Origin of the sequence: Puerhibacterium sp. TATVAM-FAB25, assembly GCF_046535855.1 — a bacterium.
Taxonomy (GTDB): Bacteria; Actinomycetota; Actinomycetes; order Actinomycetales; family Cellulomonadaceae; genus Puerhibacterium; species Puerhibacterium variabilis_A.
The window spans coordinates 81,932-94,399 of the sequence record NZ_JAXUAK010000004.1; the positions used below are offsets into that span (position 1 = coordinate 81,932).

Annotated in this window: 10 protein-coding genes; 6 read left to right on the forward strand and 4 right to left on the reverse strand. The window is 76.6% G+C overall.

The features are described 5' to 3' along the window. The first annotated feature begins 14 nt into the window (after window positions 1-14). The 3 genes from U5M74_RS05755 to U5M74_RS05765 all read left to right on the forward strand — a co-directional run bounded on the left by U5M74_RS05755 (window position 15) and on the right by U5M74_RS05765 (window position 2,056). A complete protein-coding gene (locus U5M74_RS05755) occupies window positions 15-1,034 on the forward strand; it encodes a DnaJ C-terminal domain-containing protein (protein WP_410906996.1) in 1,020 nt (339 codons plus the stop codon). A gap of 89 nt (window positions 1,035-1,123) precedes the next feature. Next, the gene (locus tag U5M74_RS05760; RefSeq protein WP_069984649.1) at window positions 1,124-1,570 is read left to right on the forward strand and encodes a heat shock protein transcriptional repressor HspR; all 447 of its coding nucleotides are present in this window, start codon (window positions 1,124-1,126) and stop codon (window positions 1,568-1,570) included. 174 nt (window positions 1,571-1,744) lie between these two features. Continuing rightward, window positions 1,745-2,056: a DUF1540 domain-containing protein gene (locus tag U5M74_RS05765; RefSeq protein WP_410906998.1), complete on the forward strand. Its 312-nt coding sequence runs from the start codon at window positions 1,745-1,747 to the stop codon at window positions 2,054-2,056. A 65-nt stretch (window positions 2,057-2,121) separates the two neighbouring features. Here U5M74_RS05765 and U5M74_RS05770 read toward each other — a convergent pair whose 3' ends face one another. Further along, a complete protein-coding gene (locus U5M74_RS05770; protein WP_410907000.1) occupies window positions 2,122-2,904 on the reverse strand; it encodes a hypothetical protein in 783 nt (260 codons plus the stop codon). Between the two features lie 146 nt (window positions 2,905-3,050). Between U5M74_RS05770 and U5M74_RS05775 the strand changes: the two genes are divergently transcribed. Next, complete coding sequence (locus U5M74_RS05775) at window positions 3,051-7,121, forward strand: sigma-70 family RNA polymerase sigma factor (protein ID WP_410907002.1); 4,071 nt, start codon at window positions 3,051-3,053, stop codon at window positions 7,119-7,121. A gap of 94 nt (window positions 7,122-7,215) precedes the next feature. Here U5M74_RS05775 and upp read toward each other — a convergent pair whose 3' ends face one another. After that, entirely contained in the window at window positions 7,216-7,851 is a 636-nt protein-coding gene (gene upp, locus U5M74_RS05780) for a uracil phosphoribosyltransferase (protein ID WP_410907004.1), read from the reverse strand. A gap of 234 nt (window positions 7,852-8,085) precedes the next feature. Here upp and U5M74_RS05785 point away from each other — a divergent pair, with 234 nt between their 5' ends. Both U5M74_RS05785 and U5M74_RS05790 read left to right on the forward strand, forming a co-directional pair. Beyond that, window positions 8,086-8,517: a nucleoside deaminase gene (locus U5M74_RS05785; protein WP_410907287.1), complete on the forward strand. Its 432-nt coding sequence runs from the start codon at window positions 8,086-8,088 to the stop codon at window positions 8,515-8,517. Window positions 8,518-8,628: 111 nt separating this feature from the next. After that, window positions 8,629-9,831, forward strand: coding sequence for an AI-2E family transporter (locus U5M74_RS05790; RefSeq protein ID WP_410907006.1), 1,203 nt, complete (start codon window positions 8,629-8,631; stop codon window positions 9,829-9,831). Window positions 9,832-9,839: 8 nt separating this feature from the next. Here U5M74_RS05790 and U5M74_RS05795 read toward each other — a convergent pair whose 3' ends face one another. Both U5M74_RS05795 and U5M74_RS05800 read right to left on the reverse strand, forming a co-directional pair. Next, the gene (locus tag U5M74_RS05795; RefSeq protein ID WP_410907008.1) at window positions 9,840-11,369 is read right to left on the reverse strand and encodes a phytoene desaturase family protein; all 1,530 of its coding nucleotides are present in this window, start codon (window positions 11,367-11,369) and stop codon (window positions 9,840-9,842) included. Window positions 11,370-11,501: 132 nt separating this feature from the next. Beyond that, the gene (locus U5M74_RS05800) at window positions 11,502-12,410 is read right to left on the reverse strand and encodes an NAD-dependent protein deacetylase (RefSeq protein WP_410907010.1); all 909 of its coding nucleotides are present in this window, start codon (window positions 12,408-12,410) and stop codon (window positions 11,502-11,504) included. Window positions 12,411-12,468: the final 58 nt, after the last annotated feature.

Genomic DNA, 12,468 nt, shown 5'->3' on the forward strand with positions numbered 1-12,468 from the left:
AGAAGGGAGGCGTCGTGACCGGTCAGGACTGGATCGAGAAGGACTTCTACGCCGCGCTCGGCGTCCCCAAGGATGCCGACGACGCCGCGATCAAGAAGGCGTACCGCAGGCTCGCGCGGCAGCACCACCCCGACCAGAACCCGGGGGACGCGGCCGCCGAGGCGCGGTTCAAGGAGATCGGCGAGGCGTACGCCGTGCTGTCCGACGCCGAGCAGCGCAAGCAGTACGACGCCATCCGCGCCATGGCGGGCGGAGGCGCGCGGTTCGCGGCCGGACCGGGCGGCGGCGGCGCCGGCGGCTTCGAGGACATCTTCGGGGCCATGTTCGGCGGCGGGGCCCCGGGCGCCGGCGCGGCGGGCGGCGGCCCGCGGGTGCGCTACTCCGGCGGCGGCGCCGGGTTCGAGGACATCCTCGGCTCGATGTTCGGCGGCGCGGGCGCGGGCGGGTTCGGCGGCGGCCGGCGCACCGGCTTCACCGCGCCCGAGAAGGGCGCCGACCTGGCGGCCGAGACCACGCTGCCGTTCCGCACGGCGGTCGAGGGCGCCACGGTGGAGCTCACCGTCGAGGGCCGCAAGGTCACCACGCGCATCCCCGCCGGCGTCAACGACGGCCAGAAGCTGCGCATCCGCGGCAAGGGCCGCCCGGGAACGGGCGGCGGCGACGCCGGCGACCTGGTGATCACCGTGCACGTGGAGCCGCACCCCGTCTTCACGCTGGCGGGGCAGGACTTGCGCGTCACCGTGCCGGTCACCTTCGCCGAGGCGACCCTCGGCGCGCAGATCGAGGTGCCCACCCTGACCGGGGACACCGTGCGGCTCAAGATCCCGGCGGGCACGCCGTCGGGCCGCGTGCTGCGCGCCAAGGGCCGCGGCGTCCCGACGCCGAAGGGCACCGGGGACCTGCTCGTCACGGTGCAGGTGGTGGTGCCGCAGAAGCTCAGCAGGAAGGCCAGGCAGGCGCTGGAGGCGTTCGCCGCCGAGAGCGACCACGAGGACGTGCGCGCCGACCTCGTCGCGCGCGCCGCCCGGCCCTGACCCTCGCCCGCCGCGCCGCCCCGGGGAGGCGTCGCGGCGGGCCGGCCGCGGCGTCACCGAGGACCGACCAACGGCACAGGAGGTGCGCGATGAACGACGACGCTCCGCTGCTCACCGTGTCCCAGGCCGCCCAGCTGGCGGGGATGCACCCGCAGACCCTGCGCCAGTACGACCGGCTGGGGCTCGTCACGCCGCGCCGCACCGTGGGGCGCGGGCGGCGGTACTCCTACAACGACGTCGAGCGGCTGCGCGAGGTGCAGCGGCTCGCCCAGGGCGAGGGCGTCAACCTCGCCGGCATCAAGCGGATCCTCGACCTCGAGCAGCACGTGGCGCTGCTGGAGCGCCGGCTCGCCGAGCTGCTCGCCTTCCAGGCCGAGACGGTCGAGGCCGAGCGCCGCGTCTTCGCCGCCGGCACGACCGGCGACGTCGTCGTGGTGCCCCGTGGCCAGCGCGTGCGGCGCACGGAGCTGCGGGTCGACGTCGACCGTGCCAGCAGCGGGGCGCTCGTGCTGTGGCGCCCGTCCCCGCGGCGCTGAGGCCGCCGGGCTTTTCGCAACACGATTCTTGCGTATCTCTTATTGCCTCGGTCGCGCATTCTTTCGTCGAGGAAAATGCATGAGAAGCGTGCGTGAATTGCCTTTTCCCTCTTATCGTGGGTAGCACGGCGACCCGGGGCCGGCGTCGTCGCAGCCACGAGGCGAGGAGCGAGCATGAGCACGCTGATGGAGATGCCCGAGGTCGCCGAGTGCTCGGTGGAGGGCTGCGGGTACAACCACGACCACGGCTGTCACGCCGGTGCCATCACGGTGGCCGGCCACACCGGTGACGCGGCCTGCGCCACGTTCATCCCGCTCAGCACCAAGGGCGGGCTGGAGAAGGTCATCGCCCACGTGGGGGCCTGCCAGCGCGGCGACTGCCGGTTCAACCACGACCTCGAGTGCGGCGCCTCGTCGATCCGGGTCGGTGCCGGGCCGGACGACCCGAGCCACGCCGACTGCCTCACCTACACGGCGACCCGCTGACCGGTCGGGCCGGGGCCGGGGCCGGGACCGCAGGAGCCGGGTCGGTGCCGACGCGCCGGCCGTGCTCAGCGGGCGAGCTGCTCCAGCAGCGAGACCGCCGCGGGGTGCGAGTCCGGCAGCGTCTCGACCCACACGCGGGTGGGGCGGCGCATCACCTCGGCCAGCCCGAGGATCGCCGCGTTCTTCTCCACGACGCGCCGCAGCGTCTGGGCGAGCTGCGCGGTGTGGTCCCGGCGCGGGCACAGCACGACGAAGACGCCGTCGCTGAGCGCGGCCATGGGGTGGCCCTCGCCGAAGACCTGGTCGAGCGTGCGGCCCACGGTGGCCGCCCGGGCGGACCGGCGCCACGCGTCGAGGTCCTCGAGCGCGACGTCGAGGACGACCAGGCAGTGGGTGTCGCCGGCGTGGGCGCCCTGGCGCACGGCGGCGCCGTACGTCTCACGCAGGCGCTCGCCGAGGTACTCGCCGCTGGGCAGGCCGCTCGCCGGGTCGCGCACCGTGGAGCGCATCGGGAGCGACTCGTAGCCCTGGGCCCAGCCGATCGCCAGGGAGCGCAGCACGACGGGGTCCGCCGGCCGCTCGAGCGCGCCGAAGAGGCACGCGACGTCGTCCATGGCCTCCGTCATGCCGACGCCCGCCTCGCCGCGCGCGCTGCCGAGGCGCTGGGCGGCGGCAGCGGGGCAGCGGTCCTCGCCTACCGCCTCGACGAGGGCGTCGACCGCGGGGTGGTACCAGTCGCCGGGCCGCAACCACACCCCGGCCAGGCTGGCGGCGCGCCACCGGTCGCGCAGGCCGGCGGCGTCGGACGCCCCGGTCTGCGGTCGCGCAGCCCTCGCATCGAACCCCATGGGCCACCATCTTTGCGCAGTCCTTGCAAGGGGTGCACCCGCTCCCGGGGTTCTCGGAAAGGTTTCACCCGGGTGGACTGCGCGCGATATGGTGACCCGAGCCTCATGGGGGGACTGGGGCGCTGGCGTGAGAGAACGGCGAACGTGTGACAGACGTCGAGATCGGCTGGGGCGATCCCGCGCCCAGCGACGCTGAGCTCATCCTTGGTGTGCGCGGGGGTGACCTCGACGCCTACGGGGCCCTGTACGAGCGCCATGCCGCGGCCGCCCGCCGGCTCGCCCGGCAGTTCCTGTCCTCGCCCAACGACGCCGAGGACGTCGTCGCCGACGCGTTCGCCCGCGTGCTGGCCGTCCTGCGCGGCGGCGGCGGCCCCGACTCCATGTTCCGCGCCTACCTGTTCACCGTGGTGCGCAACGTCGCCGCCGAGGTCGGGCGACGGGACCGGCGCCTGCAGGTGACCGACGACGACGCGTGCTTCGAGGCCGCGATGGTGGCCGCCGCGTCCCCCGAGGACCCGGCCCTCGACGGCTTCGAGCAGACGGTCGTGGCGCAGGCCTACCGGTCGCTGCCGGAGCGCTGGCAGGCCGTGCTCTGGTACACCGAGGTCGAGCGGATCCCGCCGGCCCAGGTGGCGCCCATCCTCGGCCTGACCGCGAACGGCGTCTCCGCCCTCGCCTACCGCGCCCGCGAGGCGCTGCGCGTGGGCTACCTGCAGCAGCACCTGTCGCACGCGCCCACGGACAGCTGCCGGGACGTCAACGCCCTGCTCGGCGGCTACGTGCGCGGCAGCCTCGCCAAGCGAGAGGTCGGCAAGGTCGAGGCGCACCTCGAGACGTGCGGTGACTGCCGGTCCCTGGTCCTGGAGCTGTCCGACGTCGCCCACGGCATGCGCGGCGTCATCGCCCCGCTGGTGCTCGGCGTCGCGGGGCTCGGCGTGCTCGGCGCGCTGCCGGTGGGCCTCCTCGCCGGCGCCGGGGCGGGTGCCGCCGCCGGTGCTGCGGGCGGCTCGGTCACCGTCGGCGCCGCCGCCGGGGCGGGCACGGCGGCCGCGAGCACGGCTACCGCGAGCACGGCCGCCGCGGGCACGGCGGCCGGGTCGGCCGCCGCCGCGAGCACCGCCGTGGCCGCCGTCGTCGGGGGCTCCAGCGTGGCCGCCGCCGGTGCGGTCGCCGTGGCCGCCGTGGGCGTCGGCGTCGCGCTCTCGATGGGCTCCGGCGCGGAGCTGCCGCACCCGGCGGTGCCGTCCGCCGTCGTCGTGGACCGCCTGGGCGACGGCGTCGAGGACGGCCGGCTCGGCACGGTGCCGGCCGGCCTCGAGCTCGACGCGACGTCGCCGGTCAACCTGCTGCCCGCCACGGACGACAACCCGTTCGTCGACCCGCCGGACCTCGAGGTCACGCCCGTCGCCACCGGCGTGATGGAGCCGCGCGAGCCCGAGCCGATGTCCTTCCACGTGCGCAACGTCGGCGGGTCCACGGCCCGCAGCACCACCGTGCGCCTGGAGCTGCCCGAGGGCCTGCGCCCCGTGCTCACCCAGTCCCCGAGCGGCAGCTCGGGCGCCCCGAACGACGGCACCCCCCTGAGCGTCGAGGCGCTGACGTGCACCGGCACGGACGCCGGCGACCAGGTCGTCGACTGCTTCGTGGGCGACGTCGAGCCCAGCGACACCGAGACGGTCACCGTCCAGGTCGAGGCCGAGGCCGGCGGCACCTACGACATCGACGCGGCCGTGTGGGCCGACGGGCTGGCGGCCGCCGAGGTGCCGCTGCCGCCCACGTCCGTCGACACGTTCGGCGCGGAGCTCACGGCCACCGTGGGCTCGGTCGAGCGGCTGACCAACCCCGGGGCCGCGTGGCTGCCCGTGACCGTCCGCAGCACGGGCGACGTCGCCGTGCCGGCCGGCTGGTCCGTGGTGGCACAGCTGCCCGAGGGCATCGTGCCGGTCGCCGTGGACGGCGGCCTCGCCTGCACCCCCGGCGCGGGAGGGCTCACCTGCGCCCCTGCCGGCGCGGGCGGTGCGCCGCTCGCGCCGGGCGACGTGGTCGAGGGGCGCCTGCAGGTCGCCGCGACCGGGACCGAGGAGGACGCCGGCGTGCAGGTCGTGTCCGTGCGGCCGGTGCTGCCCGGCTCCGACCACGTCCGGGCGGCCACCGGCACGGTCGCCGTCGCGCCCGCCTGGGCCGACGCCGCGAGCGGCGTCGGCGGCCTGCTGGCCCGCTGCGAGGCGACCGGCGGCGCGGGCACCGGGCGGGGCGCCGTCGTCGGCACCTGGACGAACACCACCGGCGGTCCGGTCGCGGTGCGCCTGGACGCGGCGGGCGCCACCAGCGCCTCGCAGCGCGTCGAGCCCGGCGAGCAGGTCACCGTGCCGGTCGACGGCGGCCTGCGGGTGCCGGCCGGCACCGGCACGTGGACCCTGGCCCGCGAGGTCGCCGGCACGACCTACACGACCACGCTGCCCGCCGGCAGCCACGAGGCGGCGGACTGCTACGCGCCCGCCTGGGACGTCGACGCCACGGTGGTGCCGCAGAACGTGGACGGCCAGGTGCGCCTGGTCGCGACCGTCAGCAACCGCACCGGCGAGGCGATGCAGGCCGGGATGGCCGCCGTCGGCCAGGTGGCGCCCGCGGTGACGCTGGACGCCGGCGAGACCGCGACGCTGGCGGTCGACACCGGGTCGGCCTCCGTGCCCGCCGGCGAGGCGGAGCTGCTGCTGACGCGGTGGACGGTCGACGCCGACGGCGACGAGCCTGCCCAGGCGGCGGCGCCCGCCGAGGTGCCGACGGTGGCGTACCGCGCCGCCGTCCTCGCGCCCGCCGCCGACGTCGCCGCGGCGGTGGCCGAGGAGTGCCGCTACGACCCGGCGAGCGAGACGTCCACCGCGGTGCTGCGCGTGCCGGTGGACAACAGCGGCTCGACGCTGCCGGTGACCTTCGCCGCGGGCGACGCGTCGCTGGTCGTGGCCGCCGGGGAGCGCGGCACGCTCGAGGTGCCGGTCGCGTGGGGCACGACGGGGGTGGACGTGCTCGCCGACGGCCGCCTGCTGGGCACCGTCCAGGCCGGGTTCACCAGCTGCGCCACCGTCGCGTGGCCGCAGGACGTGACCGTCACGGCGACGCCGCGCTGCACCCCGGGCGACAGCCCGGCGGGGCGCCCGGAGCTGGCCGTGACCCTCGCCAACGATGGCGGGTCGACGTGGAGCGCCCGCGTCGCCCGCGGCGGCACCCAGGCCTGGACCGAGGCGGTGACGCTCACGCCGGGCGAGACCCGCGAGGTCGTGGTGTCCCTCGGGCGGTGGCTGCGCGCGCCGGGCGGCTCGGTGGACGTGCAGCTCGCGCGGACCGTCGAGGGCACCGAGCACGTGGCGACCGGCAGCGCCCGGTTCGCGGGGACCTCGTGCGTGCTGGCCCGGCCGGGCGCGTCGCTCGAGGCGGGCGAGCCCGAGGCTGGCGAGGTCGACGGCGTGCCCACGTCGTCCCGGACCGTCGGCGTCGTGCTCGACAACACCGCCTCCAACGTGCCCGTGCTGTTCCGGGTGACGGACCGGGACGACGAGCCCGAGGCCGTCCGCATGGTCGCGCCCGGCGCCACCACCACGGTGGAGGTGCCCCGCGCGACCGGTGCCGAGGGCGCCGCGTACACCGTCCGGGCGGGGGAGTGGAGCACCACGCTGACGGTCGAGCCGTTCACCGCCGTCGGGTGGTGCGCGGCGCCGTGGGACGCGGCCACCGAGGCGACCGGCGGCTACGCGCCGGGTGACGTCGTCAGCCAGGACCACGAGAGCTACCGGTACCTCGGGGCCGACGGTGCCGACGGTGCCGCGACCGACGCACCGGCCGGACCCGCGACGCCCGGTGCGACGCCGGGCGGCGGGGCCAGCACGCCGGCGCCGTCGGCCACGACGCCCGCGCCGGAACCGACCGGCGGCACGACCGGCGGCACGCCGAGCAGCCCGGCCACGAGCACGACCGGCGGCACGCCGGCCGGGTCGGGGTCCGAGGCCGGGTCGCGCGCCGGCGAGCGCGCCTCGGACCGGGCCCGGGAGCGCGCCGCCGACCGGTCGCGGTTCGACCGGCCGGCCCGGGGCGGCGGTGGCGGCCGCGGCGGGCTCAGCCGCGCCGCGAGCGACCTGGCCGTGCCGGCGTTCGGCTGGTGGACGGCGAAGCCGACGGTCGGCGACGCCTGGGAGCCGCTCGGCCCGTGCGAGACGCGCTGACGCGGGTCTCTCGGCCGACGACGACTGCGGCGCCGCCCCCCGGTGGGGACGGCGCCGCAGCGTCGTTCAGGGCCGGCCCGGCCGGACCGACCGGTCAGACGATGCCGTAGAGGCGGTCCCCGGCGTCGCCGAGGCCCGGGACGATGTACTTCTTCTCGTTCAGGCGCTCGTCCACGCTGGCGACGACGACCTGCACGTCGACGCGGTCGGCCATCGCGTCCTCGACCACCTTGAGGCCCTCGGGGGCGGCGAGCAGGCAGACGCAGGTGACGTCGCGGGCGCCGCGCTGGGTGACGTAGTCGATCGCCGCGACCAGCGTGCCGCCCGTGGCGAGCATCGGGTCGAGCAGGAACACCTGGCGGCCGGTGAGGTCGTCGGGCAGGCGGTTGGCGTAGGTGACGGCCTCGTACGTCGTCTCGTCGCGCTGCAGGCCGAGGAAGCCGACCTCGGCGGTGGGCAGCAGGCGGGTCATGCCGTCGAGCATGCCCAGCCCGGCGCGCAGGATCGGGACGACGATCGGGCTCGGCGACGACAGCTTGACGCCCGTCGTCGTGGTCACCGGCGTCTCGATCTCGTGCGGCTCGGTGCGCACGTGCCGCGTGGCCTCGTAGGCGAGCAGCGTCACGAGCTCGTCCACGAGCTGTCGGAAGGTGGCGGACGGGGTGGTCCGGTCCCGCAGGACGGTGAGCTTGTGGGCGACGAGCGGGTGGTCGGCGACGTGCAGGCGCATGGGCTCACGGTACCCCGCGAGGTGTCGGGGCCCGGGAGCGCTATAGCCTTCCCTGCGTCCGGCACGTGGCCGGGCGGACGGCCTGGTGGGGGACCTCACAGGCGGGCGACGAGGAGGGCCGGGGTGCGCGACGACGGCGGGACGCGCGAGCCGCGGGGCCTGGCGCTGCCCGGGGTGAGCGGCACGTTCCCGCCGCCCACGCTCGGCGAGCGCCGGCGGGTGTGGGACGCGCTCATGGGCATGGCGCTGCACGAGGCCTCGCACGCGCCGGCCACGGGCGACGTCCCGGTCGGGGCCCTGGTGCTGGACGCGGACGGCCGGCTCCTGGGGCTCGGCCGCAACCGCCGCGAGGAGACCGGTGACCCGACGGCGCACGCCGAGGTGCTCGCCCTGCGGCAGGCCGCGGTCGGCCGCGGGGAGTGGCGGCTCGAGGGCTGCACGCTCGTGGTCACGCTCGAGCCCTGCGTCATGTGCGCCGGCGCGCTCGTCGCGGCACGGGTGCAGCGCCTCGTCCTCGGCGCGTGGGACCCCAAGGCCGGCGCGACCGGCTCCGTGTGGGACCTGGTGCGCGACCAGCGCGCCAACCACGCCGTCGAGGTGATCGGCGGCGTGCGCGAGCGGGAGTGCGCCGCCCAGCTGCGCGGGTTCTTCGAGGCGCAGCGCTGACGCCGTCCCCGGCGCGCCCCTGACGTGCGGCGTCGCGCGGGCCCGGGCGCGTGGCGTGCGGGGCGCGGTGCGCGCCGGTGCGGCACGATCGGTCCGAGCGGAGGAGGCGTGATGCGCACGAGCAACCGGATGGTGACGCGGGACGAGGTCCGGCGGGTCGTCCTCGACCCGGGGAACGTCTGGCGGATCGGCTTCGTGGTGCTCGGCATCATCGCCCTGGCCATGGTGCTGCGGTTCGTGCTCGGCCAGGGCAGCTCGCTGATCTTCATCGTGTTCGTGGCGTGGTTCGGTTCGCTGGCCATGGAGCCCGCCGTGGGCCGCCTCGCCCGGCACATGCCGCGGGGCGCGGCCACCGCGCTGGTCGCGCTGGGCGTCGTGCTGTTCCTCGCCGTCTTCTTCACGCTGTTCGGCCAGCTCATCGTCGACCAGGTCGCCAACCTCGTGCGCAGCATCCCCGACCTGGCCGAGGACCTGCTGCGGTGGGTCAACCGGCGGTTCGGCACCGACTACTCGATCGACGACCTGGTGGCGAACATCGACCTGTCGTCCGAGCGGGTCGCCGGCGTCGCCGGCCAGGTGGCGGGCGGGCTGCTGACCGTGCTCGGCTCGATCGCCGGCGGCGTGGCGAACTTCTTCATGTTCGCGCTGTTCCTGTTCTACCTGTCGGCCGACGGCCCGCGGCTGCGCCGCTGGATCGCCTCGCTGTTCCCGCCGCGCATCCAGCAGACGACGGTCGTCGTGTGGGACACCATGGCCGAGAAGACCGGCCGGTACGTCGGCGCCCGCGTGGTGCTGGCCACCGTCAACGCCACGGCGAGCGGCATCGTCTTCCTCGTCATCGGGCTGCCCTCGTGGCTGGCCCTGGCGCTGTGGACGGGCATCGTCGCGCAGTTCGTCCCCGCGATCGGCACGTACATCGCCATCGCGCTGCCCGTGCTCGTCGGGCTGCTCAGCGACAACGCCTGGCTGGGCATCATCGTGCTGGCCTGGGGCATCCTCTACCAGCAGGTGGAGAACCTCACGATCGAGCCGCGCATCAGCGCCCGCGCCGTCAACGTCCACCCCGCGGTGAGCTTCGCGTCCGTGATCCTCGGGACGTCGATGTTCGGCGTCGCGGGCGCGCTGCTCGCCATCCCGGTGGTGGCCATGCTGCTGACGCTGCTCGACCTGTACCGCACGCGCTACGACCTGCTGCCCGAGCTGGCCGCGGACGACGGCGGCCGGGGCCCGGGCGACGACGAGCCGGGCGAGGCGGGCGGCGACTCCCGTGACGCCAGGGGCGCGCCCGCCGGCAACGGCTCCGACGCCGGCTAGGCATACGGCTAGAGCGGCGCGACCCGCACGCCGAACACCTGCCGCAGCGCCCGGCGCGCGGCGTGCCAGCCGGCCATCCCGTGCACGCCCGGCCCGGGCGGCGTCGACGACGAGCAGAGGTAGGCGCCGCCGGCCCGGTACGGGTCGAGCGATGCCGTCGGGCGGGCGATCATCCGCCACATCGTCACGGAGCCGCCGGAGATGTCGCCGTCGAGGTAGGCCGGGTTGTGGTGCTCCATCTGCGCCGCCGGGGTGCACCGCGCGGCGACGACGACGTCCCGGAAGCCGGGCGCGAACCGCTCGATCTGCGCCACCACCGGCTCGGTGACGTCGACGTCGGAGCCGGCCGGCACGTGCGCGTACGTCCACAGCGGGCGCAGCCCGCCCACCTCGCGGCCCGCGTCGACGACCGTCGGGTCGCTCACCAGCACCACCGGCCGCTCCGCGTGCCGGCCGGACACCACCGCGGCGTCCGCGCGCACCATCTCGTCCCGCGTCCCGGCCACGTGCACCGTGCCGGCGCGGCGCACCTCGGGGTCGGCCCACGGCACGGGGCCGTCCAGCACGAGGTCCACCTTCGCAGCGGCGGCGCCCCGCGGGAAGCGGTCCAGCGCGCGGCGGGTGCGCTCAGGAACGGCGTCGCCGACCACCTGCAGCAGCGTGCTGGGCGGCGTGTCGAAGAGGTAGGCGCGGGCGGGCGGCAGGTCGGCGCGGCTGCGCACCGGGTGGTCGGTGACCACCGTGCCGCCGTGGGCCTCGAGGTCGGCCAGCAGCGCCGCGACGATCGCGCCGGACCCGCCGCGCGGGATCGGCCAGCCACCGTCGAACCCCCGCCCGGGCGCGCCGTCGGCACCCTCGGGGGCGGCGTGGGCGAGCGACGCCAGCAGCAGCGCGGTGCCCGCGCCCGCGAGCGACGGCAGCCGGGTGATGGTGTGCGCGGCGACGCCGGTGACGAGCGCGGCGGCCTCGTCGCCCCGGAACCGCAGGTTCCACGCCGCCGTGCCCTGCTCGAGCAGGCGCCGCCCGAACCGCACCGCCGCATCCGGCCGGAAGCCCGGCGGGAGCGATCGGTGGTCGCCGAGGGCGAGCGCGGTGGACTCGCGCCACTGCCGCGCGAGCGGGCCCAGCAGGCCGCGCCACGCGGTGGCGTCGGGGCCGAGGCGCTCCGCCGTCCGCTCCACCGAGCGGTAGGCGACGGCGGCGCGACCACCGGGCAGCGGCTGCGCGAACTGCACCTCGGGCGTCAGCAGCTCCACGCCGTGCGCCCGCAGGTCGAACGCGCCGAAGAACGGCGACGCCCAGCCCATGGGATGGACGGCGGAGCAGATGTCGTGCACCACGCCGCCGGCGAGGCCGAGGTCCAGCGTGCGGGCGCCGCCGCCCGGCGTCGGGCGCGCCTCCAGGACGGTGACGCGCAGCCCGGTCCGCGCGAGCGTGACGGCGGCGGCGAGCCCGTTGGGGCCGGAGCCGACGACGACGGCGTCGTCCACGTGCACCTCCTCGGGGGCCTCTGCGGCGGGCCGCCGCGCGCCCCTCATCCTGCCGGGGGCCGCGGGGCGTCGCGAGCGGGCCTCGCCGGTGGCCGGCGGGACCGCGCCGTCGGGCGAGCGCAGGTGGGCGAGCGCCGGTCGGCGCCGGCGGGTCGGCGCCGGCGGGTCAGCGCCGGCGGGTCAGAGGAGCTCGGCGAGGCGCGTGAGCGTCTCGGAGACGCCGGCGTCGACCTTCACGGTGGCCAGCGGGTCGCCGCGGGTCTCGCCGCGGTTGACGATGACGACCGGCTTGCCGGCCTTCGACGCGTGCCGCACGAACCGCAGCCCGCTCATCACGGTCAGCGACGTGCCGGCGACCAGCAGCGCGTCGGCCTCGTCGACCATCGCGTAGGCGCGGTCGACCCGCTCGCGCGGCACGGTCTCGCCGAAGTAGACGATCTCGGGCTTGAGGACGCCGCCGCAGAACTCGCAGGGTGCGGGCACGAAGTGGCTGGTGCGCTCGATGACGGCGTCGGCGTCGGGGGCGATCTCGACGTCCTCCACCGACAGCCCGCCGGCCAGGACCTCGTCGAGGAAGCGCGGGTTGAGCGCCTCGAGCCGCTGGGCCAGGTGCGCGCGCGAGACGACCCGGCCGCACTGCAGGCAGACGACCCGGTCGTAGCGGCCGTGCAGGTCGATGACGTGGCGGGAGCCGGCGTCCTCGTGCAGCAGGTCGACGTTCTGGGTGATGAGGCCGTGCACGACGCCGCGCTCCTCGAGCGCGGCCAGGGCGCGGTGGCCGGCGTTCGGGTAGGTGCGGTGCACGTGCTGCCAGCCGACGTGGTTGCGCGCCCAGTAGTGGCGGCGGAACGCCTCGTCGCCCACGAACTGCTGGTACGTCATGGGGTTGCGCGGCGGGGACTCGGGGGAGCGGTAGTCCGGGATGCCGGAGTCGGTGGAGACCCCTGCGCCGGTGAGGGCGGTGACCGTCAGCCCGCGCAGCACGCGGGCGGCGTCCTCGACCGTGCCGTGATGGACCACCGCGTCCTCCGGCAGCGTCCAGGTGCGCTGCTGGTAGGTGGGGGCGAGGGGCCGCGGGACGGGTTGCACGCTCTCGACCGTACTCGCGGGCCTGCGGGCTCGCCGTGAGGTGCCCCACCGTGCGCCG

Excerpts from the sequence above, each read along its gene's own strand:
- U5M74_RS05760 (WP_069984649.1), top strand. The coding sequence starts at position 1,124 with ATGAACGACGACGCTCCGCTGCTCACCGTGTCCCAGGCCGCCCAGCTG.
- U5M74_RS05765 (WP_410906998.1), top strand. The coding sequence starts at position 1,745 with ATGAGCACGCTGATGGAGATGCCCGAGGTCGCCGAGTGCTCGGTGGAG.
- U5M74_RS05770 (WP_410907000.1), bottom strand. The coding sequence starts at position 2,904 with ATGGGGTTCGATGCGAGGGCTGCGCGACCGCAGACCGGGGCGTCCGAC.
- upp (WP_410907004.1), bottom strand. The coding sequence starts at position 7,851 with ATGCGCCTGCACGTCGCCGACCACCCGCTCGTCGCCCACAAGCTCACC.
- U5M74_RS05785 (WP_410907287.1), top strand. The coding sequence starts at position 8,086 with ATGGGCATGGCGCTGCACGAGGCCTCGCACGCGCCGGCCACGGGCGAC.
- U5M74_RS05790 (WP_410907006.1), top strand. The coding sequence starts at position 8,629 with ATGCGCACGAGCAACCGGATGGTGACGCGGGACGAGGTCCGGCGGGTC.
- U5M74_RS05795 (WP_410907008.1), bottom strand. The coding sequence starts at position 11,369 with ATGAGGGGCGCGCGGCGGCCCGCCGCAGAGGCCCCCGAGGAGGTGCAC.